Consider the following 24,118-nt stretch of genomic DNA (forward strand, 5'->3'; position numbering starts at 1 on the left):
GAGTAATATGGTAAGAGGAGTGAATGATGAGGAAGTGATGACATGGAATACAATCTACATGATACAACGGTATTAAACGAAGACATTCTTTCATCTGAGGAACGGGAAATATGGGTGCTCTATATGAAAGTACTAACCTCTGCAGGTCTTGGTGATGTGTCCGAGTGGATGAAGCTGGATATGAGCATGCCGCAAATGAAAGTGATGATGCTGTTAAACAACCATGGAACACTGAAGGTCAGCGACATTGCAGAAAAAATGGGAGCTTCCCTGTCCAATACAACAGGACTGCTTGACCGCCTTGAGAAATCAGGGTTTGTCAAACGCTCACATTCTGAAGAGGATCGCCGTTCAGTAGTTGTTCAGTTGACGGAGAATGCAAAAAATATTTTTCGGGGGCTTTATGAAAAGGGCCATCTGAAATTGAAGCGTTCATTGGAGCTGCTGTCCCCTGAAGAAAAGCAGGCTGTCTCCGAAGGGCTGTCTATCCTTTCAAGAGCATTAGAGAAAGCGAAAAAGGAATAAATCTGTAAGTCTGTCATCCGCAAACCGCGGGGCAGGCTTTTTTTATTTGACATTTAGTTCATTTAAAATGAATAATATATTTAAAGTGAACAAAAAAGGAGGTTGATGAATATGCCTGATGTATTGACAGAGCAGAAAAGCCAAAAGTGGGCAATCAGCCTGTTTACGATTGGTGTGTTTATGGCTGCACTGGATAACGGAATTATTTCTGCTGCTTTAACAACGATAAACGAGTCGTTTGCCGTTTCTCCTTCCTGGGGATCATGGGGCATTACTCTTTATACGCTTGGTCTTAGCGTCAGTGTGCCGATTGTCGGAAAGCTTTCTGACCGCTACGGCAGAAAGAAACTTTTCCTCATTGAGGTTTGCCTGTTCGGACTTGGTTCCTTGCTTGTTGCTTTGAGCCAAAGCTTCCCGCTCTTTCTGGTCTCACGGCTGATTCAGGCGCTTGGGGGCGGCGGGATTTTCATTATCGGAAGCTCTCACATTCTCGCTACCCTTCCAAAGGAAAAACAGGGAAAAGCACTTGGGCTGCTTGGCGCAATGAACGGGATGGCCGCTGTGCTCGGGCCGAATATCGGAAGCTTTCTGCTTGATTGGACTGGTTCTTGGCATTGGCTGTTTTTGATTAATTTGCCGATTGCGGCGCTATTGGTTGTTTTCGGTGCATGTTTTATTGCGGAAACAAAAGCGCCTGAGGCTAAGCGCCTCGATACGGCAGGAATCTTCCTTCTGTCCCTGTCGATTTTAGCTGTGATGTACGGCATGACGAATCTTGACGGGGCAAATCTCTTAAACAGCTTGGGAAATCCGGCGGTTTATGGGTGTATTGTTTTTGGCATTCTCTGTTTTGCAGCGCTTATCTCGTTTGAAAAGAGGGTTGAAATGCGCGGGGGCGATCCGATTTTGGCGTATTCTCTGCTGCGGAACCAAATGTTTCAGCGCACGCTTATCATCGGTTTGTTATCCGGGGGACTTTTGGCGGCGGTCATTTTTATCCCGTCATATGTTGAGCAGTATTTGGGTGTCCCTGCTGCAAAAGCAGGCTATTGGATGACACCGCTTGCGTTAGCTTCCGGCATCGGCGCTTGGCTTGGCGGAGCGCTCACCGACAAGAAAGGACCGGTAAAAACCGTTGTTCTTTCGGGAATCATTTCATGTGCGGGATTTGCTTTATTTCCGCTCTGGGTGACGGACAAATGGGAGTTTGTGATCGCAAGTGTGGCAGCTGGGATCGGTTTTGGCTTTCTGTTAGGCGCGCCGCTGAACGTCCTTGTATCAGAAGCGGCTAAAACCAATAAGGGAACAGCGCTTGGCACTCTTTCATTAGTAAGGCAAATTGGACTGACATTGGCGCCTACTCTTTATGCAGGTTTTATCACAGCCGGGTTTGATCAAATAGGTGATGAGATTAGCAGCCGCTTATCGGACAGCGGACGTTCGGAACAGGCGATGCAGATGATTCCGGAGATCGACAGTTCTAATGTTTCTTCCTTACAAGAACAAATCGAACGCATTCCCGTACCTGAAGTGAAAACCGCGATAAGCGATGCCATTCATGCGAGTGTCGCCAGCGGCTATGATCATTTATATGCAGCGGCTGCTGTGATTTCACTGCTGGTGATTGCTGCTATCACTCTTCCGGCTTTCCGCCGGCAAAAGCGTTAAGACCACCCCATCCGTTTGGAAAGCTCCGTAATATGAGCGATATGGTGATGTGAGTGCCAGACATACAGTCCGAGCGCGTTCTCTAGGGTCATGATCTCCTTTGTATCGGGATGGTAAAATCCGCGCTGAAATTGCTGATCCGTCAGGGTGCGGAGAAGAGCCGTCCATCGCCCGTGAAGCTCCTGCAAAAGCGCGAGTGAACCGCTCGGCTCTGCTGTTTTGGAGTCCTTTAGCTCCGACCACGCTTTTTCATTATACGGACGGATGGCCGGTGTCTCTTCCGTCAAGCTCAATTTAAAGCGGATATAGCTGTTCATATGGCTGTCAGCCAGATGGTGAACAACTTGCCGAACAGTCCATCCCCCGTCTCGGTACGGTGTGTCAAGCTGGCTGTCTGTCATGCCTTCAACCGCTTGCTTCAGTTTGGCCGGCACTTCTTCAAGCGCTTGAATCCATTCTTCTTTTTGCTCCTTCGATACGGATTCCCTCGGCGTGTATTCTCCTATTGGGTAACTTTGATTAGCTGTTGTCATGAATGTACTCCCTTCTGTTCAATCTTCTCCTATATTTTACAAGAAAAAGTGCACGTTGTATAATTTAAAACCCGCTGAAGTTAAAGGAATGGAGGATTGCAATCATTATTTAAACTGAATAAACATAAAACAAGCGGCAGGAGCCTCTCTCCTGCCGCTTGTTTTCATCCTGCGTGATCACGCATTTCTACTGTTACTTTCTTCTGTTTTGGCTGATAGATTTTCCCCACAAATAGATAACCGTATTTGAATTGATTCAATGCCCAAGAGGTCAGGATTGGGCCGGCTGTGCACACGGCAAACAACAGGAGAACAGCCGGTACGGCGGGAATTCCGGGCATGTTTGTCAGTAACACGTAGCCTATGATCATAAAATAGGCATGGAGCAGATAAATCGAAAATGAATAGTTGCTGATAAACATCATGATCTTCGGCACATGCTTTATTTTAGAAAACAAGTGAAAGCACAGGAAAATCATGCTTGTCGAATACAACATGATATCAGGCCGTTTCGAGCTGATCATGCCGATTTCACCGACATAAGAAACAGTGACAACCAGCGCAGCAGAAGCTAGCGCGGCGCCGTATATCACCCAGCGGTATTGGTCAAGCAGCGCTAAAAAACGCTTGTACTCTTTTCCGCAATAGTAGGCTAGACAAAAGTAGAAAAGCCAGCCTGTGAACGGAACCCAGAAGAATGGAAACGACCCGCCCTCTTCTGAAGCAGGAGCTGGGCTGACTGCTGAGAAATAGCTTAAATAAGCTGCTGTCACCACAAATGAGATGGACAGCACCCATTTCGGCGAAGCTTTTTTCAAATACTCATGAAAGATCATATGCAGAATGTAAAATTGAAAGATGACGAGAATGAAGTATCCGATAAAGTTTCCTAACAATACGTTCGCCAGGTATTTTTGCACAATCGCGAGAAAGGTTACCTCTCCCCCCATCGCACTGGTCATCAGCAGTGCATCGATGGCCGCGATAAATAAAAAAGGAACGAAAATCACTTTTCCCCGCTTCCTTAAAAAACCGTCCGGCACCCCATCAGGATAAGAACGGGCCAGCAGAAATTCAGAGATGAAAATGAAAGCAGGCGTACTGAACATCAGGAGTGTGCGAAAAGAATCTACGGTGTGAGAAATGTTTGCGAGAGCCTCTGCCTGAAGCATCAGGACCATTGAAATGATATGGAGCAGGACGACACTTAAGCACGAAATGCAGCGGATCATAAAAATTTCTTTAATTTGCATAACAGCGCTCCTTTTATTTCAAATTTTTAGAAATCGATGGTTGTACCTTAACATGCCTGCCTTATTTGAAAAAGTGCCTGATGTCATAAATTGGGGTATGTATTATAGACTAAGGTTATCAAAATCCCTGACTTTTTGGTGTATCTTTCTCATACGAGATTGCTAAGAGAATCTCAAAAAACCTGCTGTAACGGAGACGGCAGGTTTTTTTATAGAGATATTAATTTGTATTAAGGCCTCCGCCATTCAGCCCTTCTTTGATATAGCCGTTCACTTGGCTATTAGAAAGCAAGCCAATATGGCCGATGCCATAAAGCTGGATGTTTCTCGCCCCTTGTAACCGAGACAAGCTATTGATTACAATTTGATCATTTAGGCTGTAAATAGATGTATAGAGGATCTTTTGATTAGGGTCTGTACCTGGGAGCGCAACAGATGACACTAAACCATTAGCCCCTCCAAGTGTTACGACATTTTGAATCTTATTGCCCCCGCCTAAATATTTAATATAGTACAGCGTGTTAGCGCCTCCCATACTATGAGCCACAATATCTACTTTTTTGGCTCCCGTTTCTTTTAAAACGCGATCAACATATGAAGCGAGCTGCGGGCCGTTATTTAGGTTGTTCCCTGTTTTATCATAAAAATCAATAGCATACAGTTTGTTGCTTTGCCAGCCTTGAGAAATTAAGTAGTTTTTAATAGCGAAAAAGTTGTATGAGCCACCGCTTATTCCATGAACAAGAACTACAGGATTATGTACTGATTCAGCTTTTGCGCTTGACGGCGGAGCAGTTAGAACAGATAGAATCAGCGATAAACAGATAGCGGATGCAAAAAGTATTTTTTTCACGTTCATTCCCCCTTAAAATGTTTGTACCATCAATTTCCTATTATACATAAAAAATCAATGTTGTTAATATTTTTTCAGAAAATTAAATTTAAATAAATCATTTTTATATGATGGATGAAGATGAATCCGATATCTCCTGAATCATTCCATCCCTTTTATCTTAATTTCACAAGTAGACCGGTTGTGTTCCCTTTCTCCCTTTTCTATAATAAGGGGAATAGGCAGTTAGAATCACAGATGAGCACTGGCTCATCTTTTTTGCGAAACAGCCATAGACACGGAGGATAGCATGAGAGTATTAAAATACGCCATATTAGGGCTTTTGCGAAAAGGCGAATTGAGCGGATATGATATTACAAGTTATTTTAAAGAGGAGCTCGGCCAATTTTGGAGCGCCAAGCACAGCCAGATTTATCCTGAGCTCAAAAAGCTGACGGATGAAGGGTTTATCACGTTCCGGACAACAATTCAAGGCACAAAGCTGGAGAAAAAGATGTACACCCTGACAGACAGCGGAAAGCAGGAGCTGCATGACTGGCTGATCCGCCACCAGCCGATACCGGAGACGGTGAAGGATGAATTTATGCTGAAGGCTTATTTCATTTCATCTCTATCGCGGCAGGAGGCTTCTGATTTGTTCACAGATCAGCTGCTGAAACGCAAGGCCAAGCTGTCAGATCTGCAGGGAAGCTATGAAAAGCTTATGGCTTCAGCGGAGCCGATGTCGTTTTCTTCACCAGATTTCGGCCACTACCTCGTGCTGACAAAAGCGCTGGAGCGGGAAAAAACTTACGTTTCTTGGCTGGAATCGATTTTAGCGATGATAGATGAGGATTAGCTGGAGCGGCCTTCAGGCTGCTCCGATACTTGAAGTGGGAGGACAAAGGATGAATGTGACATTCAATGAATTAACAGGGAAACAGGTCCAAGTTGTGCCGATGGACAAAAGCCATATCCAAGGTTTATACGAAGCTGCAAATGATGAAAACATCTGGACCCATTTACCGAAAACCATTACAACGCTGCATGATATGGAGGCTTTTGTAGAGGAAGCGCTGCAAACGAAAGAGTCCGGAGCAGAATGTCCATTCGTGATTATTCATCGTGAAACTGGCAAAATCGTCGGCACGACGCGATTTCTGTATATGTCATCCGCTTCAAGGAGCCTTGAGATCGGCTGGACGTGGTTTCACCCTTCAGTGTGGGGAACCTCGTTCAACACAGAATGCAAATATGTGCTGTTACAGTATTGCTTTGAACAGCTGAACACGATTCGGGTGCAGTTCAAAACAGATGAGCGGAATATCAGATCGCAAAAGGCGATTGAACGGCTTGGAGCAGTTAGAGAAGGCACATTGCGAAACCAAATGATCAGAAAAGACGGAACATTCCGCAATTCGGTATTTTACAGCATCATCGACAGTGACTGGCCGAGCGTGAAACAGAATTTGGAACAGAGACTAAAGCTTACAGAAAAAACAAAATGATTGCGAAAAAACATCTGCCCGGGGGCAGATGTTTTTTAGGCGCGGAGCGCTTTCAGTCCCGCTGTGAAAGTAATTGCCGCAAAAGCAAGCAAGATGCCGCAGACCCCGAGTATATCTGTGACGTGGGCACCGTTAGCCATTATCTCAGTGAGCCCGCTCATCGCCCACTTTTGCGGAAGAAATTCAGCGATGGACTGCATAAATTTCGGTTCAATGTCTATCGGCCAATACATTCCGCTTACCATACACGTTGCGATGACGAACAAGTTGCCAAACGCAAGCTGCTGTTCCGGCGTTCTGACATTGGCCGCAATCACCAATCCGATACCGACAACGGTAAGCAGAAAAAGCGACACTAACACAATAACCGCAGCCGGGTTCCCCCAGTTGATGCCAAACAGCCAATGGGTTGCAAGAAGCAAGATGCCAAATTGAATCCAGCCAATGACGAAGAAGGACAGCACATACCCCGCACCAATTTCCGCCCGGCTGACAGAGGCTGTAAGCAATCTGGACCAAACGCCGTTTTTTCTTGCCTCTATAATGGTTCCTGCCGCCCCCATCATTGTCAACATGACAAAGAGAATGGAAAAGCCTGCTGCTCTGGAAGCTATATCACTTGCACCCGCGGCTTCCTTTTTATCGCTGAGGGACTTTTGTTTTACTGTTGGTACTGCATCTTCATGGTCTTTGGCAATAACTGTTTTATAAGCCGCCTTCCAGTTCTCCCCCGCTGCCTGAGCAGCCGTTTTCGCCGCGGCAACCTGAATATTAAGCTTTGCCAATGCGCTTTCTGCATACTGTTTGGCCATCGGTGCTTCCGACAGCTCCGGACCGTGCCGGAAGATCAGCCCCGGATTTTTTCCTTTTTCGAGCTGTGCCTGAAACGAGCGGGATATGACGATGACCCCGGCAATTTTCTTTTGCTTCAGCTTTTCCGACGCTCTACTTTCAGACATGCTATCGAATGTATACATATCATCGTGTGTCTTCAGCTGTCGAATATAATGCTGCGAGAGAATCGTGTCATCCTGATCAACGATGGCAAGATGCAACTTATCATCATTGCTGCCAAGCATCCCCCCAAATACAAAAGTCAGCAAAAGCGGGGCAGCGAACATCATCAAATAGTTCTGCCGCTTCTTGAAAATGAGAGAAAGCTCAATGCCGCAAATGGCTATGATTTTTTTCACCCTGGTGTACCTCCTTATCTTCTATGAAGCCGTCTGATGCCAAGCACGAGTGAACAAAGGCCGATCACCGCAAAAAGAAGCACAGGCTTTTGAAGGTCAGCCCAGCCTCCGCCTTCCATTAGAGAAAGAAAGCCATCAAGCGCCCATCGATTCGGCACCGCTTTTGATACAGACTGCAAGAAGTCCGGAAATTGGTACAGCGGCAGCATGGACCCGCCGAGAACCGCAAGCAATTGAATGCCGAAGCCGCCTATCGCATCGGCTGATTTCATATCGCTGATGCACGACGCAAGCAGCATGGAAATGCCGGATACAGCTGCAGCGTATGAAAGCCCGAGCACACTCACAAACAGCAGATTGCCGCCCCAGTTCACACCAAATACATTGATCGTGACGATCAGAAAAATAAAAAATTGTATGATGGCAAATAGATAGGTTCCGAGCCATTTTCCGAAGAGAATGGCGTATTTTTGTACAGGCGTCATCAACATTCTGGCAAGCGTTTCCGTCTCCTTTTCCTGTAAAAATGATTTCGCCCCAACTGTCATATGAAACAGCATAAACATGCAAAGCATTGCCGCCGAATAGTATTGAAAACTGGTAACTGCCTTGCTGCCGACTGATCTTTCCGTCACTGTTGGTTTGTCACCCGTTTCCTCTTCAAGCGCCTTTACCAGCTTTTCTGCAAAACGTGAAGGGTCAAGTTTTCCTTGCTTGACAGCTGCCGTTTTGCTGATGTAGTCCATTGAGGCTGACGCGGCTTCTTTTACCGCTTTATATTGGTCTATGAAAGATGCGGCGGCTGTTTCGATAATGGAACTTTTTAATGTTTGATCAGGATCAGCATAAATAAAGGCTGACGTTTTGCCGGCTTCCCAATGGTTCGGGATAACGATACCGACATCGATTTTCTTTTCATCGAGCAGGTTCTTCATCTCGTCCTCGCTGCTGGCTTGTGTGACCTTTATCGAGTTCATTTTTTTGAGCACATCTGTTTTAAACATGTTCGCTGCTTCTGACTGGTCTGATTGAACATAGCCGACTTTGATGTCGTCAATCTGGCTGCCTCCGTCAACAACCGATCCGAGCGCGGCCCCTAAAATACAGGTCAGGATCAGCGGCATTAAGATAAGCATCATAAACCCTTTTTTGTCCGTGATTCTGATTTTGACATCCTTCCATGCGATCCATATGCTTTTTTTCATAGCCGTCCCCCCCTTAATCCCGCAAAGTGCGGCCGGTCAGATTCAGAAACAGACGCTCCAGGTTTGGTTCCTGCACCTGAAGAGACAGCAGGTTGATGTGATGGGCAGTTGCTTCCGCAAGCAGACTGGTAACTACCTTCTCATGATGAGCCGCAGAAATGTCAATTTTGAGCTCTGACTCGTGTACTGTCACATCATTCACATGAGCCAGGGAACGAATTGCAAAAAGAAACGCTTCATCGATTCCGCTGACAGTGAGCTGAATGATCGTATCGCCTCCAATGCGGCTGCATAAATCAGTTTTTGTGCCGATCGCAATCATTTCTCCTTGATCAATAATGCCAATCCGATCACATAAATACTCGACCTCTTCCATGTAATGACTCGTATAGATCACCGTCATACCCGTTTCATTGAGCTGTTTCACCGTTTCTAAAATATGATTTCTCGATTGGGGATCAATACCAACAGTCGGTTCATCCATGATCAGCAGCTCAGGTTTGTGCATTAAGGCAGCACCGATGTTGATTCTCCGTTTCATTCCGCCTGAGAATGTTTCAATTTTATCTTTGGCCCGCTCAGTCAGGCTGACATATTCAAGGACCTCTGCCGACCTTTTTTTGGCTTCGCCGTGCGTTAGTCCGTACATTTTCCCCCAAAACATAAGATTCTCATTAGCCGTCAGCGTCGGATATAAAGCAATTTCCTGCGGGACAACGCCGATTTTTTGTTTCGCTTTTACCGTTTCTTTTCCGATGACATAGCCGCCCACTGTGATGTTTCCGCTGTCATGCGGCACGAGGCCGGAAATCATCGAGATGGTTGTGGACTTCCCCGCACCGTTTGGCCCAAGCAGCCCGAACGACTCCCCCTTTTGCAGAGAAAAAGAAATGCCTTTCACGATTGTTTTTTTCCCATATGCCTTTTTGATGTTTTCTGCTTGCAGCACGTCGTTTCACTCCTTTTTTAATCCCATTGTCATTGTAGATAAAAGAAAGGCGTGCGGCATGTAGCGGCAGATAGATCATAAGGCATGAAAAAAAAGCCTGTAAAAGGCCTTTTCAAAGAGACGCATGTGCTGAACGTCATATGTCAAAAGACAGATACACCATATCTGACGGAATAGATGGCGGCTTGGGTTCTGTCCCTGACAGCCAGCTTGCTGATGATGTTTGACACGTGATTTTTTACTGTGCCTTCTGTAATGTACAGCTTTTCGGCAATTTCTTTGTTATTCAGCCCGTACCCCAGCTCGGCCAGAACTTCCATTTCACGCTCGGTCAGGTCGAGCAGCTCCTTAGGTTTTTCTATCTCGTTTATTCCTTTCAGCTGTTTTTCATGCTTCCACTCATTCAGCATTTGGGCAGTCAGTTCTGGAGGAAGCACCATTCCGCCAGATTGAACAGTCATCACCGCTTTAACAATTGTATCGGCTGACATGTCCTTCAGCAGGTACCCGCTCGCTCCTTCTTCAAGTGCTTCTGCAATCAGCTCTGAATCTTTGAATGTTGTCAGCATCAAAACCTTTACGCCGGGTAAAGAGCTTGTAATCATTTTTGTCCCTTCAACTCCGTTGGACACCGGCATTCGGATATCCATTAACACGATATCCGGCTCAAGTTCTTTCGCCTTTTCGAAGGCTTCCTGTCCGTTTCGCGCCGTGGCGACCACATCAAGCTCTTCTCTGAGCTGAAGCAGCGATGCCAGCCCTTCTCTGACGATATCCTGATCGTCGGTAATGATGATCTTAATCATGATAAACTCTCCTTTTGCTGCGCGGGCCCAAAGCTCCATTTTTTATTTGCCAGTGAAAATTCAGCGATTACAGCAAACCCTTGGTCCCGTTCGCTCTCAAAGCGGATCATACCCCCATGCTCCGCTGCCCGCTTTTTCATATTCAAGAGGCCAAAGCCAAGTGCCGCCTCGGCATTTCCTTTTCCGTCATCCTTAATGACAAGGCTGATACTTTCCACTGTGCAGGCAAGCTGGATCGAACAGGCTGTAGCGCCGCCGTGCCGTTTGGCATTGGTCAATGCCTCCTGCACCGTTCTGACCAAGGTCGGATGAAGTGACAGCGGGATTATCGCCGGATCGCCGCTGACCGCAAGTTCGGTTGTGACTCCTGCATTTTTGTAAAAGTCTTCTGTCAGCTGTTTCAATGAATCGATTAACGAAGGGTCGTTATCCGTTTGCAGGGTGCGTACTGATAAGCGGACATCATCGAGCGCTTCACGGGCAAGCGTTTCACATACCCCAACGGTCTCCTCCGCTTTTTGGCTGTCTCTTTTTTGCCATTCACGCAGAAGCTGCAGCTGCACGAGGAGCGCCGTCATTTTGTGTCCTACTGTATCATGGATTTCCCTTGCCATTCTGTTCCGCTCATGAATGGCAGTCAGCTCTTCAACCTGCTTCGCATATAAATGGAGTTCCTGGTGCGCAGCAGACAGCGCAAAGTGAGACTCTGTCAGTTCCTGAAACTGCTGTTTTGCCGTTTCCTGCGTATCCAACAGCTTGCGGATTAATTTGCCGACGACTCCGCAAAAGACAACGAATGTCATGCTGATACAATGATCCATAACATATTCATCGCCGAACATACGATATGTACGAATAAGCACAATCAGCCACATGATAAAACAATAACAAAGCACAGACCATACTGTTTTTCGGTCAAACCCTTTCAAAAAAAAGGTAACAGCAACCGGGCTGAGCAATGTGATATATAAACCTGTACCCGGAAACATGAAACCGAACGAAAAGCCAACTGCAATATCAATCAAACAAAAAATAACGGCATATTTCCCTACTCTTAATAAGAGATGATTTGCTAAGAACACACCCGCACCGCCAGCGATGAACAAATACTCAAACCAACGGTCATCTTTTACAAGAAAAAAGTAAACCGAACAACTTACCATTAAGGTGAAAATCCTAGTAAATATAAGAGCCTTCACGCTCATCACTCCCGATACCCAATTCCTTTCTTATCATACCTGCCTCAGGTCATTTTTGACAGGAGTTTCTGGAAAATAAAAACCGCATATGAACTTTATGTCATATGCGGCGTCTTCCACTTATTATTCAAATTCAACCCATACGGACCCTTGGTCTGCTGAACGTACACAATTCTCAATCCAGCGGATGCCCTCGATCCCTGCGTCAATGTCAGGATAAACCAAGTTGTTCAGTGTTTCTTGATCTTCGCGTTTTTTTGCGTCAATTGCAATGGCAAACTTAAGATAAATGTTGGCCCACGCGTCTGACAGCCCTTCGCTGTGTAAAGCGCCCAGACGTTCATCGGCGCTGCACGCACCGTCTAAATACGGCATGCCGCGAACGAGTGTCTGAATAGGCTCTCCCTGCACTTCATACATCAGTTCGTTCGGTTTGCTGTCCCACCATTCGAGGCTTGCTTTTGAGCCGACAATCCGGATTCTGTGGCCATCCATACATCCGGCATTGATTGATGATGTCCACATCGTCCCGACCGCCCCGTTTTCATAATGCATCAGCACATGGGCATTGTCCTCCAGCGGCGCGCGGCTGCCGACGAAGCTCTGGCGGTCACACAGCAGCTCTTTAATTTTCATCTTCGGCATAATGAGCTGCGACATATAGTATGTGTGGGTAGATAAATCGCCCAGCACAAAGCTTGGCCCGGCGATTGCAGGGTCGACACGCCATTTTTGTGCAGCGCTTATGTTTTCGCCTTCATCTGCTGCACAAAAACCGTGTGTGTACTGCAAGTCAACCACGCGAATATCGCCGATCCTCCCTTGCTCAACCATCGCGCGCATTTGAAGAAGCATTTGATTGCCGGAAAAGCCGTATGTCACGCCGACGATTTTGCCTTTTTTCTCTGCGAGCGTTTTGATTTCATAGCCCTCTTCTGAAGTGAAGAACAGCGGTTTTTCACAGATGACATGAAGATCTGCTTCAAGTGCTGCCTTACAGATCTCATAATGAGTGCCGTTTGGAGTGGCAATCGATACAACCTCTATGCCATCCACTCTTTTCGCTTCCTCCGCAAACATGGTTTGATAGTCGGCATAACAGCGCTCCGCATCTACTCCGAGGTTCACCCCGAAGTCTTTTCCTCTTTCGGCATCGATATCAAAGGCCCCTGCGGTTAATTGAAAGGCAGTATTATCTCTCAACGCTCCAATACGATGTTTATATCCAACCTGGCTGAGCCGTCCGCCGCCTACCATTGCCCAGCGCAGCGGCTTTGAAATGATTCTTTCTCCATTTAGCATCATGAAAACCTCCTATTGGCTGATGGTTTGTTTTAAAGCTTCTACAGAAGTGCGGACGCCCGCTTCAGGCGACATCGTCAGGTCCTCCATTTCTAAGGAAACCTCACCGTCATACCCCATCATTTTGACGACTGAAAAAAATTCCTTCCACCACTGTAAATCCTGTCCGCAGCCGACTGCTACGTAATTCCATGCCCGGTTCGCAGGATCTGTCACTTCTTTTGTTTCTAAAAACCCATTTACCGCGGCTAAATGTCTTTCAATTCTGACATCTTTCCCATGAACATGGTGAATGGCTTCTCCGAGCTTCCTTGCTGCGATGATCGGGTCTGCACCCATCCATAATAAGTGGCTCGGATCAAGATTCAAACCGACCATCGGGCCGACCGCGTTTCTGAGCCGAAAGAGAGTCTCAGGATTATAGACTAATTGAGAGCTGAAATTTTCAAGCGCAATTTTTTCCACTCCGCAGGCTTCCGCTTTTTTGACAAGTTCCTTCCAATACGGAATCGCAACGTCTTCCCATTGATAGTTGAGAATATCTTTTAAAACGGGAGGCCAGCTCACTGTGTATGTGATCCAGTTCGGCACTTTGTCGTCCGGGCCGCCGGCTGGCAGGCCGCTCATCATGATCACTTTTTTGACACCTAATAATCCAGCCAGCTCCATCGTTTTGTCCGTTACTTCTCTGTGCGATTTGCCCAGTTCGCCTGGATCTAAAGGATTCCCCGAGCAGTTTAAAGCGCAAAGTGTCATATTCCGCTTTTCCAGCGCGGCTGAAAGTTCTTCTCTTTTCTTGCTGCTTTGCAGCAATTCGTCAAGATTCAAGTGAGGTGCCGGCGACCAGCCTCCAGTTGTCATTTCAAGCGTATCAATGCCAAGTTCCGCGGCAAAATCGAGCATTTCTTCAAAAGGCAAATGTCCTAAGCTGTCTGTTACATAAGATAGTTTCATTGATAGATTCCTCCTAGTATCTGCAAGTTACGAAAAGTGAGTCGTTTGATTCGGCATTTCCTGATCAGCTTGGCGGCCATACTGGCGGAATGAATGCTCAAGCTGTTCAAGTGACCGCCCTTTTGTCTCAGGCACATATTTTTTCACAAATAGAATCGCTAGAATATTCATTGCGACAAAGATAAAAAATGTTGCCGACATTCCAATATGATTGAGCAAAATGGGAAAGGTGAATCCAATGAGAAAGTTAGCTGTCCACAAGCAGAAGGTGCTGATCCCCATGCCAAGTCCCCGCACATGCATCGGAAAAATTTCCGAGAGCATGAGCCACGTCACCGTAGAAATGGCAGCCTGCTGAAACGCAAGAAACAAAACGGTCAAACTCAGCACAACATATGGCAGGGCTGCTGTTCCTTCAAGAACAATGGATAAAATTCCGATCAGCAGAAGGGCTGTCATCGTGCCAATCTGTCCGATGATCAGCATGGGCCGGCGGCGGACCTTGCCGAGAAGCCAGATCCCAAAAATGACCGCGATGACTGAAATAACTCCGTTTGCAATATTGCCGATCAATGCAGCTTCTGTTTGAAAGCCGGCTTCTCTCAGAATTTCTGTCCCATAGTACATGATCGAATTGACACCGGTAATTTGCTGGACGATGGCGATTCCGATCCCAATCAATAGAATGCGCCTAGTCCACGGCTCTTGAAAATCATGAAAGCCGGCTTTTTTTGATGTGCCCTCAATCGCGATCGCATGTTTGATTTCTTTGATTTCCTGCTGTGCCCGGCTGTCTTCACGGATTTGCTTAAGCACCCGCAGGGCGTCACCCATTCTGCCTTTAGCCGCCAGCCAGCGCGGGCTTTCAGGCACGATGAGCATTCCGAACCATAACGCAACAGCCGGAAGTGTCGCGATGACCAGCATATACCGCCATACATTTGCGCTCTCCCCCATTGTGTTCCCGATAATGGCGTTAAAGGTGTAAGCCAGCAGCTGGCCAATCACAATCATCAGTTCATTTTGTGTCACGATTCGCCCCCTGCGTTCTGCTGGCGAAATCTCTGCTAAAAAAGTTGGAACCGTTACAGAAGCGCAGCCAACCGCTAGTCCGAGAAGAAAACGAAAGGCAATCATGACGGACACATTTGGAGAAAAGGTACAGCCAAGTGTGGCCGCAATGAATAGTAAAGCTAAATAAAGGATCGTTTTTCGGCGGCCGTGCTTATCGGACAGACGTCCTCCAAACATCGCTCCGAAGGCTGCCCCGAGAAGCAGGGAACTCGCAACCAGTCCTTCTGTAACAGGTGTAAGATTCAGTTGGCCTGCAGTTGCCATAAAAGGAAGTGCCCCATTTATGACGCCCGTATCATAACCGAACAAAAGCCCGCCGAATGTAGATACCAATGTAATCGTTCGTAAAAGCCCTTTATGAGCTAAACTTTCTTTTCCTTTTACAGCCTCTTTCTTTTCCTTTGCACTCATGGTTTTCTTCCCCTTCTTTCAAGAATGGCAGAGCACCCGACACCAAGCATAAGCCAATACATCCCTCCTTCAGCAACACCTATTCTTGTAACCGCTTTCTTAGAAGATTATAAGACACCGAGATTTCTCGCGTCTTTATCATATAGAGACATTGTTTTGTCATTTCAGGACATCTTATTCATGCGGCTTGGCCTGTTCGATTTTTTGAAAAGATTTATTGATTTGAAATGCAGTCATTTTTGAGTCCTTATAAAGGGAACGGAAAAGCCCTGGAGAGCTGCCGATTTTGGCGGAAAACACGCGTGTGAAATAATGCACCGTAAATCCGATTTCTTCCGCAATTTCTTTGATTGATAGATTCGTTGATTTCAGCAGCTCGGCAGCTTTATTTATCTTTTCATTTTGGACAAATTCAGAGTAGCTGACGCCCAGTTCTGCTGCAAATAAACGTGACAAGTGCCTCCCTGAGATATGAAAGTGACTGGCGACATCCGTCAGCTTTAAGGGCTGTGACAAATTGTCTTTAATGTGCAGTTTCACCTCTGTCAGCAATGCAGAGGATGTTTGAATGGGCTGCTTTTGTTTCGGCCGATGGGCAGACGGGAGAAAGGTTTGGATTAATGAAAGGATCAAAGCCTGCGACAATTGTGATAGGATCTCTTTGTCAAAAGCATTGACTGGCTTCGCTGCTTGCAGCATTAATGTTTTCCAAAACAGGCCCGGCGGTTCGCCATCTTTCATTTGAACTGTGGTAAGAGGGCTTTGTTTCACATCTTCCATCACTTTGATCCATTCAGCGCTTGACTGGTCCTCGCTCAGCTCGAAAGCGACATAAAAAAGGAACAGCCCTGTTTCACTTTTGATTTGGTGCAAATGCTCCGGCTTTGACAAAAAAAACGTCTGTTCACGAAGCGGATATGTACGATCCCCTTCAAGGTAATATCCTTCACCTCTTACGACGTAACAAATTTCATAAAAGGAATGCTTATGAAGCAGTGTGTTATAGTGGTTCGTCATCGCTCCCCAATAGTGGACGTAAAATGAAACATCCTTTTGCTCTAAGCGATGCACATATTGATTTAAAGCTATTTTGCCTGTCACAAGGTGATTGAGTTCCATGTAAACGCCTCCTTAAAAGTTGGTTCTCTCATCATAACAAGGCGAACAAAAATAAAAAATCCCTCTGCCGTTTTTTCGGCAAAGGGATTACAGTCAAATCACAAATAGAATATGGGCCCCGGAAACAGGATCTTTCACCCGGAAGCTGCTTTCCTTTTCTTCGATCGAATATCCGGCATGTTTGACTCGGTCTGTCACTCGATCCAGTTCCTCTTGATGAGGCAGGACTACCGTGTAATAGTCTAGTCCGCTGGCATTTGTCGGTTTTGGCGGCGCGTTTCTTCCCGCCCAAATGTTTAAGCCGATATGATGGTGGTATTCCCCGGCTGAAACGAAGAGAGCGGACATGCCCGCATAGTTTCCGACAATGTCAAAGCCCAGCACATCTGTATAAAACGCTTTTGCTTCGTGCAAATCACTGACATGGAGGTGAATGTGTCCGATGATGGTACCGTTCGGAAGCGCTGTTTTCCGCTCATCTCCGGCTTCTTCCATAAGACCCTCAATGTCAACAGCGGTTGTCGTCATGACGTAGTTTCCTTCTTGATCACGCTGCCACGTGCTGCGGGGGCGGTCAGCGTACATTTCAATTCCGTTTCCATCAGGATCAGACAGGTAGAGTGCTTCGCTCACAGCATGATCCCCATGTCCGATTGCAATGCCGTATTCAATCAGGCGGGCGAGCGCGATACCAAGTTCCTTCCTGTTCGGAAGAAGAATCGCAAAGTGATATAGGCCCGTTACAGACCGTTCAGGCAAGACAACGGCGCTTGGATTTTCTTCAAGAATAAGCAGTACACGTTTCCCGTCAGCCGTTAATTGAGCTTGGCGATCCGTCTTTTGTAAGACTTGAAAGCCGATAACGTTACAGTAGAACTGAAGAGAACGCTCCAGACTGCGGATTGTGAGTTTGACATAGCCAATATTTGTATCCTCATGAATGCTGGTCATGCTGTTTGCCTCTTTTCTTATGCTGATACGTTTTCGCTCTTTTTTGCTTTAAATACAAGTGGGTCTAGCGCCAGGAAACGGCTTCCAGAAAGAGCCAGGTGGATTGATGTCAAAAGCAGAAGGTAATCAAATTCTGCATTGCCCATGAATGGCGCTTTCAGCTTGACTGTAATGATGGCACCAATCAGCGTGAGAGCAAACAGAACACCGACAATACGTGTAGCCAATCCGAAGAAGACAAGCACCCCGCCAACGAGTTCAATCGCTGCAATGACATACGCCATAAAGCTTGGAAGGCCTATGCTGCCGAAAAATTGGATGGTGCCTTCCATTCCCTGAAACTTTGATAATCCGTGAACAAAAAAGATAATACCTGTAATAACTCTTAAAAGTAATGTGCCAATTTCAAATGATTTATTCATTTTATCCTCCTTGATAAATGTTATCACTTACTTAATGTAAGCTAGTATATATACATAACTTGTTTACGTCAAGTAATTTTGTTACATTTTACGAAAATGAAATAAAAGTACTATAAAACTGTAACAAAAAAGACCTTTGTGCAGGACAAAGGTCTATTTCTCAAATTGGCTTTGATATAAGTCACTATAAAATCCTTTTTGCCGGATCAGCTCGTCATGACTGCCTTTTTCAATCATTTCGCCGTCTTTTAGCACCACAATCTGGTCCGCTCTTTGAATGGTGTTCAGCCTGTGGGCAATGATGACGCTTGTTCTTCCTTCCATTAAACGGGCGAGCGCTTCTTGAATGTTGACTTCTGTTACGGTATCAATGTTGCTTGTTGCTTCATCCAAGATCAGGAGAACCGGATCGGCAAGCACCGCCCGCGCTATAGAAATCAATTGTTTCTGTCCTTGGCTGATGCCTGATCCGTTTTGCGTCAGCACGGTATCATACCCTTTTGGCAGCCTTTCAATAAAACTGTGGGCGTTCGCTGTTTTTGCCGCGGCTTCGACTTCCTGATCAGATGCATCGAGCCTGCCGTAGCGAATATTTTCTCTGATCGTTCCCTGAAACAAAAACGAATCCTGAAGAACAAAGCCCATGTTTTTCCGCAGGCTTGCTCTAGTGAGGGTTTTAATATCTGTACCGTCGATTAAAATCCTGCCCTCATTAGGTTCGTAAAAACGGGCGAGAAGATTTGTGACAGTTGTTTTCCCCGCTCCCGTCGGTCCGACAAACGCGATGGACTGTCCGGCAGGCACTGTAAACTGTAAATGCTTCAAGGTCTGCTGCCCTTCATCGTAACCGAAGGACACATCCCGGAATTCAATACTGCCTGTTTGAATCGGCTGATGCACGGCGTTCTTTTCATCCTCACGCTCTTCTTTTTCATCAAGTACGTCAAACACCCGTTCAGCACCGGCAATCGCGGACAGCATTGTATTAAACTGGTTGGCCAAATCATTTAAAGGGCGTGTAAATTGTCTTGAATACTCGGCAAAGACGACGATGGAGCCGATCGAGATCCAGCCTTTCAGCGCAAACAGACCGCCGATTGCCGCAATCATCGTAAAGCTTAAGTTATTCAAAGAGTTCATGACTTTCGGGATAAACCCGGAAATCGTCTGTGCCCAGAAGCCCGAAGTCTTGAGCGCAGCGTTTTTTTCGAGAAATTCGGCAGTAATCTGCTTCTCACGCGAATAGGCTTTGATGACCTTTGCGCCGGAAACAGATTCCTCAATATATCCGTTCAGTTCACCAAGGTTTTTCTGCTGTTCTTTAAACAGCTTTCCCGTCCGGTTGGTAATCCATCTCAGGCTTACTGCCATCACCGGAATGATGGTCAGGGTAATCACTGTAAGGAGCGGGCTCATGTACAGCATGACCGCAACCGTTCCGACAAAGGTGATGACGCTTGATAAAATTTGAATGACCGACGTGTTTAAGGTCGAGCTGACATTTTCGATGTCATTCGTCACCCGGCTCATCAGCTCGCCGTGCCGCTGTTTATCAAAAAACGGAATCGGCAGCTCATGCAGATGGGTGAACAACTCGCTTCTCATTCTGAAAACAGTGCCTTGGGAAATCGCAATCATCCAATAGTTTTGAAACCAGAGTGACAGGGACTGAATTACATAAATGACAAGCAGAAGAAGCAAAACGGGAACCAGTCCGCTTACCGTTCGCCCGACAATGAAATGGTCGATGGCCTTTCCGATCACAAAGGGGCCAAGGAGCCCGAATATCGCGCTGATGACAACCATCAGCATGACAAGGATGAGCAGTCCTTTTCGTTCAGCCAAGTAAGACCAGATTCGCTTCAGTGTGCCTTTTGCATCCTTTGCTTTCGCCCGCTTTTTCACGCCTTCTTTTTTGTCAATTGGCAGTTTGGGATATTGGAAAGGCTTGCGGATGTCTTTTAACATGACTCGCTCCCCTCCCTTCCGAATTGTGACTCGTAAATGCGCTTGTATAACTGAGATGCAGAAAGCAGCTCACTGTGCGTGCCTCTTTCAATCAGTTCGCCATCCTCAAGCAGCAAAATCTTATCAGCTCTCATCGCCGTGGTTATTTTTTGCGTAATGATCAAAGTTGTGCACTCATATGTGCTGATCGCCTCAAGCAGCTTCGCCTCCGTTTGCAGGTCAAGCGCGCTTGTGCTGTCATCTAAAAGAAGGATGGCCGGCTTTCGGATCAGCGCCCGCGCAATGGAAATCCGCTGTTTCTGGCCGCCGGACAGGTTGACGCCTCTTTGCCCCAAAACAGTGTCATATCCATTTGGGAGCTTTATAATCGTTTCATGAATTTGCGCATGTTTGGCCGCTTCCATTATTTCATCTAGTGAAGCATTTTCTTTGCCCCAAGCGATATTTTCTTTGATTGTGCCGGAAAACAGGAGCACTTCCTGCGGTACATATCCCATTTGCTTGCGAAGCCTCTCTGCCGGGAAATCGCAAATCGGCTTTTCATCTATGTAAATGCTGCCTGAATCCGGCAGATAAAGCCGTGGAATGAGCTGAAAAAGCGTGGACTTGCCCGATCCCGTCGCACCGAGAATCGCGATCGTTTCCCTCGGCTTTGCGGAAAATGAGACATTTCGCAGCGCCTCTCTGTCCATTTCAGGATAACGGAAGGATACATGCTGAAACTCAATCCGCCCCAACAAACGATCAGATATGAAGCCTTCCTCATGCTCATCACCTTCCGTCTCAAGCACCTCACCGATCCTATCACCTGAAGCCTTCGCCCGGGTGAAAATCATAATCAAAAACGGAAACATCGAAAGCGCGCCCGTAATTCGTGTTGCGTAGTTAATAATCGCAACAACATCACCGACTTGAGTGCTTCCGTTCCTGATACTGTAGGCCCCTGCCCACAAAATGAAAAGGATGCAGAGATTCATCAGCAGCATCAGCACAGGCATCGTGAATTCCACAAGCTGAAAGGCCGAAACGGTTTTTTCCATCAGCCTCGTGTTGGCTTTGATAAATCTTTTGACCTCGTGGCTGCCTCGAAGCAGCGCCTTGATCAGTTTAATCGCTGTTAAGTTTTCCTGCATGACAGTGTTCACCTGATCCAGCCTTTTCTGCACTGAGCGGAATAGCGCCCCGCCTTTCTTTAAGACCCATAGCAAAAACAAGATCAGGATCGGAATGGTTACAAGCAGAAAAAAGCCGAGCTTCATGTTAACGGTGAGTGACAGCACAATGCCGCCTACAATCATTAACGGAGCCCGCAGCATAAACCGCAAACTCATAAAAATCATGTTTTGAACCTGTGTGACATCGTTTGTCAGCCTTGTGATGTACGAAGAGGACGAAAACTGTCCAAATGTAGAATAGGAGAAGGACTGTATCTTTTGAAAAAGCCCTTTTCTCGTATCGTAAGAAAAGCTTTGGCTGACATGGGCGGCATAAAAGGAATTCAACATTCCCGCCGCAAATGATAACACGGTCAGTCCGATCATGACCGCGCCCCATGTCCACACATGCCGGAGATCTTGCTTTAAAATCCCATCGTCGATGATTTTTGCGATCAATAAAGGCTGCATCAGTTCAACCGCAAGCTCCGTCAACATGAGAATCAGCGCAACCCCCACCAGCGATGAGTATGGTTTTAAAAACGATAAAGCCTTTTGCATGTAAAAGCCTCCAAACCCCTTTTTACTCAATTGTCTTTTTCTTTACTTTACTATGGCGGTCTTTTTGGCGGCAAACAAAAACCCTCCCGAAAAGGAGGGCTGGCTTTATTGATTCAATATTTTTTCCACACGCTCCCGCATCTGCGGAACGCTCAATCCGATAATCACCTGAAACGCCTTTCCGCTCCTGACGACACCGTGTGCGCCAAGCGCGCGGAATACGCTGTCGGGCTCAACCTTTGTTTCATCCTTGACGCTGACTCTGAGGCGGGTGGCGCAGTTTGTCACTTCAGTGATGTTGTCTTTTCCGCCCAGCGCTTCAATATACAGAAAAGCGGTGTCATCTGCCGTTTCAGCAGCAGAGGCCGTTTCATCCTTGTTTTTTCTTTCTCTGTATTCCTTTTTCGAATACAGCTTTGTTTCCTGCTGATCATCCTTTTCCCGTCCCGGTGTGGCGATATTGAATTTGAGGATTAAAAACCGGAAGACGAAAAAATAAATAGCTGTAAAAGAGAGCCCGATTAAAATTTGATACACATACGTCATACCGTGGCTGCCAAAGAGCGGAATCCAGTTCAAGGTCACCGCTTCAATCAGCCCGCCTCCCATGTTTCCGACGACACCTGCCATATACATGACCGTCGACATTGTTGCTGCTAGCACGGCGTGAACCGCAAATAAGAAAGGAGAAATGAATAAGAAAGTGAACTCAATCGGCTCTGTAATACCAGCGACAATCGCCGTCAGCGTGACAGGAATCAGCAGCCCTGCAACAAGTTTTTTCTTTTCCTTTTTGGCTGTGACATAAAACGCCAGTGCGATCCCCGGAATGCCGAAAATTTTCGAATTGCCGTGGAGCGCGAATCCGCCTTGCGGGAAGAGCTCCTTCAGCGGTTTGGCGCTTTGCGAATATTCGCCGAGATGCTGTGCCCAATACGTGACGATCCCCCCTTCTGCTACAGCAGGCCCATAAATAAACGGCGTGTAAATAAAGTGATGAAGACCGGTTGGAATCAAAATCCTTTCTAAAAACGTGTATATCCAAACGCCCACCGCCCCGGAAGCAACCAGGAAGCTTTGAAGCGAGCCGATTCCCGTCTGAACGATCGGCCAAATGTAAGACACAGCCAAGGCGATCGGAATCATAATGAAGAAGGAAATCATCACAATATACGTTGAGCCTTGAAAGATGCCGAGAAAATCGGGCAGTTTTTTATCAAAATAGCGGTTATGGAAAAACACGACAATCGACGAAATAAAGATGGCTCCGATAATATTGGTATCAAGTGTTTTGATGCCGGCGATCATCGTTAACCCGCTCGTTCCGCCGACCTCTTGGTTCATGTCGACGCCGAATGCTCCTCCCCATACCGTCAAGATCGAGCTGACAAAGTAATTGAACGTCAAGTAAACCGTAAGCGCTTCCAAACAAGCGCGCGCCTGAGCTTTCTTCGCCAAGGCAACCGGGATGCCGATAGCAAATAAGAGCGGCATTTGATTAAATACGGTCCAGCCGCCCTGCTCAATGATATACCAGCACTGGTACCAAAACCCGTCAGGATCGGCGAGCGGGCCCATGAGGGTTTTATTTTTAAAGAGCGTGCTGACACCGACAATAATGCCGGCGAACGCGAATAATAGAACAGGCACAAACATTGCGCTTCCAAAGCGCTGGATTTTTTGCATCATACCAGAACCCCCTGCTACTTCATGTCATTTTTTTCTGCCTCTTTGTAATCAACATATGCGCGGAACAATGCTTCGCCAACGAGAAAAAATGGTGCAAAAGCGACAATTTCCGTTTTATCGCTTAATGTCACAGGTTTGCTTGTCGCATAAAGATTATGCGGAGTCAGCTGGGCGAGGACATTGTTTTTTAAATTCGTAATGGAAATAAAGGGAATACCCTTTGCAGAAAGCATTCTTGCCTGAGGAATCAGCTCCGGTGTTTCTCCGGAAAGAGAAATGATGATAAACAGATCGTTTACTTGAAAATCCTCGCGCATCAGATTAAATTCATTTGTGTCTTCAATCAAAATGAGATATCGATGGCGGGGAATAAACATTCTTTGCAGATCACGGGCGCATATCTTTTGCGCATTTCCTGATCCATACACGAAAATACGGTCAGCTTCATCAATCAGCTGGCACATCTCCGTCATGTCCTTTGTCCTTAAGAACTTCAGATTTGATTCAATATCATCAAGCAGCTTTTGAAAACTCATACTCTCGCCTTCTTCCGGCTGATCTTCCCACTTTAAATAGACGCGAAATTCACTGTAGCCGCTGAAACCGAGCTTTTGGGCAAGCCGTAAAATCGAGGAACGCGATACGGTGCAGGCTTTGGCCAGCGCGTCGATTCCAAGGTGATAGCACGTGTGCTTGTGATTCAATATATATTTTAAAATATGAAAATCGTTATCATTTAATTTGCTGTAGTGCTGATTAATCAGTTCTTCGAGCTTCATATCAGATCCCCCCATTTTCTTTCTATTATATACAATAACAGATTCGAGAATGGGGGAATTTCA

22 protein-coding genes are annotated in these 24,118 nt (G+C 46.4%); 4 read left to right on the plus strand and 18 right to left on the minus strand.

The window, feature by feature from the left end:
* Positions 1–42: 42 nt before the first annotated feature.
* Together AC4CV5_RS15875 and AC4CV5_RS15880 are read left to right on the plus strand one after the other, a co-directional pair.
* Positions 43–525: a MarR family transcriptional regulator gene (locus AC4CV5_RS15875; protein ID WP_019713672.1), complete on the plus strand. Its 483-nt coding sequence runs from the start codon at positions 43–45 to the stop codon at positions 523–525.
* A gap of 111 nt (positions 526–636) precedes the next feature.
* Positions 637–2,193, plus strand: coding sequence for an MFS transporter (locus AC4CV5_RS15880; protein WP_490923218.1), 1,557 nt, complete (start codon positions 637–639; stop codon positions 2,191–2,193).
* Here AC4CV5_RS15880 and bstA read toward each other — a convergent pair.
* The 3 genes from bstA to estB form a co-directional block, all read right to left on the minus strand.
* Positions 2,190–2,726 carry a bacillithiol transferase BstA gene (gene bstA / locus AC4CV5_RS15885; RefSeq protein WP_490923219.1) on the minus strand — a complete coding sequence of 179 codons (537 nt, stop codon included), beginning with the start codon at positions 2,724–2,726 and terminating at the stop codon, positions 2,190–2,192. The genes AC4CV5_RS15880 and bstA overlap by 4 nt on opposite strands.
* A gap of 164 nt (positions 2,727–2,890) precedes the next feature.
* Positions 2,891–3,979 (minus strand): acyltransferase family protein, encoded by a 1,089-nt coding sequence (locus tag AC4CV5_RS15890; RefSeq protein WP_490923220.1) that lies wholly within the window; start codon positions 3,977–3,979, stop codon positions 2,891–2,893.
* 220 nt (positions 3,980–4,199) lie between these two features.
* Positions 4,200–4,832, minus strand: a complete 633-nt coding sequence (estB, locus tag AC4CV5_RS15895) for an esterase EstB (protein ID WP_490923221.1) — start codon at positions 4,830–4,832, stop codon at positions 4,200–4,202.
* Between the two features lie 289 nt (positions 4,833–5,121).
* Here estB and padR point away from each other — a divergent pair, with 289 nt between their 5' ends.
* Together padR and AC4CV5_RS15905 are read left to right on the plus strand one after the other, a co-directional pair.
* Positions 5,122–5,670: a transcriptional regulator PadR gene (gene padR / locus AC4CV5_RS15900; protein ID WP_019713666.1), complete on the plus strand. Its 549-nt coding sequence runs from the start codon at positions 5,122–5,124 to the stop codon at positions 5,668–5,670.
* Between the two features lie 49 nt (positions 5,671–5,719).
* Positions 5,720–6,319, plus strand: coding sequence for a GNAT family N-acetyltransferase (locus tag AC4CV5_RS15905; RefSeq protein WP_019713665.1), 600 nt, complete (start codon positions 5,720–5,722; stop codon positions 6,317–6,319).
* A gap of 35 nt (positions 6,320–6,354) precedes the next feature.
* On the opposite strand, the gene lnrN is transcribed toward AC4CV5_RS15905, so the two are convergent.
* The 15 genes from lnrN to glvR form a co-directional block, all read right to left on the minus strand.
* On the minus strand, positions 6,355–7,512 hold the full coding sequence (gene lnrN, locus AC4CV5_RS15910) for a linearmycin resistance permease LnrN (protein ID WP_490923222.1): 1,158 nt from the start codon (positions 7,510–7,512) through the stop codon (positions 6,355–6,357).
* A 14-nt stretch (positions 7,513–7,526) separates the two neighbouring features.
* The gene (lnrM, locus tag AC4CV5_RS15915; protein WP_166853867.1) at positions 7,527–8,717 is read right to left on the minus strand and encodes a linearmycin resistance permease LnrM; all 1,191 of its coding nucleotides are present in this window, start codon (positions 8,715–8,717) and stop codon (positions 7,527–7,529) included.
* Between the two features lie 13 nt (positions 8,718–8,730).
* The gene (lnrL, locus tag AC4CV5_RS15920) at positions 8,731–9,666 is read right to left on the minus strand and encodes a linearmycin resistance ATP-binding protein LnrL (protein WP_019713662.1); all 936 of its coding nucleotides are present in this window, start codon (positions 9,664–9,666) and stop codon (positions 8,731–8,733) included.
* Between the two features lie 143 nt (positions 9,667–9,809).
* Positions 9,810–10,472, minus strand: a complete 663-nt coding sequence (gene lnrK / locus AC4CV5_RS15925; RefSeq protein WP_019713661.1) for a two-component system response regulator LnrK — start codon at positions 10,470–10,472, stop codon at positions 9,810–9,812.
* A complete protein-coding gene (locus AC4CV5_RS15930; protein WP_490923224.1) occupies positions 10,469–11,671 on the minus strand; it encodes a sensor histidine kinase in 1,203 nt (400 codons plus the stop codon). Before AC4CV5_RS15930 ends, lnrK begins: the two co-directional genes overlap by 4 nt.
* A 123-nt stretch (positions 11,672–11,794) precedes the next feature.
* On the minus strand, positions 11,795–12,976 hold the full coding sequence (locus tag AC4CV5_RS15935; RefSeq protein WP_080010252.1) for a Gfo/Idh/MocA family protein: 1,182 nt from the start codon (positions 12,974–12,976) through the stop codon (positions 11,795–11,797).
* Between the two features lie 9 nt (positions 12,977–12,985).
* Positions 12,986–13,927, minus strand: coding sequence for a sugar phosphate isomerase/epimerase family protein (locus AC4CV5_RS15940; RefSeq protein ID WP_010330885.1), 942 nt, complete (start codon positions 13,925–13,927; stop codon positions 12,986–12,988).
* 27 nt (positions 13,928–13,954) lie between these two features.
* On the minus strand, positions 13,955–15,412 hold the full coding sequence (locus AC4CV5_RS15945; RefSeq protein WP_490923225.1) for a sugar porter family MFS transporter: 1,458 nt from the start codon (positions 15,410–15,412) through the stop codon (positions 13,955–13,957).
* Positions 15,413–15,586: 174 nt separating this feature from the next.
* Entirely contained in the window at positions 15,587–16,531 is a 945-nt protein-coding gene (locus tag AC4CV5_RS15950; protein WP_490923227.1) for an AraC family transcriptional regulator, read from the minus strand.
* A gap of 93 nt (positions 16,532–16,624) precedes the next feature.
* On the minus strand, positions 16,625–17,482 hold the full coding sequence (gene catE / locus AC4CV5_RS15955; RefSeq protein WP_490923229.1) for a catechol 2,3-dioxygenase: 858 nt from the start codon (positions 17,480–17,482) through the stop codon (positions 16,625–16,627).
* A gap of 17 nt (positions 17,483–17,499) precedes the next feature.
* Entirely contained in the window at positions 17,500–17,904 is a 405-nt protein-coding gene (catD, locus tag AC4CV5_RS15960) for a DoxX family oxidoreductase CatD (protein ID WP_003239773.1), read from the minus strand.
* Between the two features lie 153 nt (positions 17,905–18,057).
* On the minus strand, positions 18,058–19,872 hold the full coding sequence (locus AC4CV5_RS15965) for an ABC transporter ATP-binding protein (protein WP_490923231.1): 1,815 nt from the start codon (positions 19,870–19,872) through the stop codon (positions 18,058–18,060).
* A complete protein-coding gene (locus AC4CV5_RS15970; protein ID WP_490923233.1) occupies positions 19,866–21,587 on the minus strand; it encodes an ABC transporter ATP-binding protein in 1,722 nt (573 codons plus the stop codon). The genes AC4CV5_RS15965 and AC4CV5_RS15970 overlap by 7 nt, the downstream gene beginning before the upstream one ends.
* Positions 21,588–21,692: 105 nt before the next feature.
* Positions 21,693–23,276 (minus strand): PTS maltose transporter subunit IIBC, encoded by a 1,584-nt coding sequence (gene malP / locus AC4CV5_RS15975; RefSeq protein WP_490923235.1) that lies wholly within the window; start codon positions 23,274–23,276, stop codon positions 21,693–21,695.
* 14 nt (positions 23,277–23,290) lie between these two features.
* A complete protein-coding gene (gene glvR, locus AC4CV5_RS15980) occupies positions 23,291–24,055 on the minus strand; it encodes a MurR/RpiR family transcriptional regulator GlvR (RefSeq protein WP_166853877.1) in 765 nt (254 codons plus the stop codon).
* Positions 24,056–24,118: the final 63 nt, after the last annotated feature.

Source organism: Bacillus sp. NS1, from assembly GCF_058248265.1.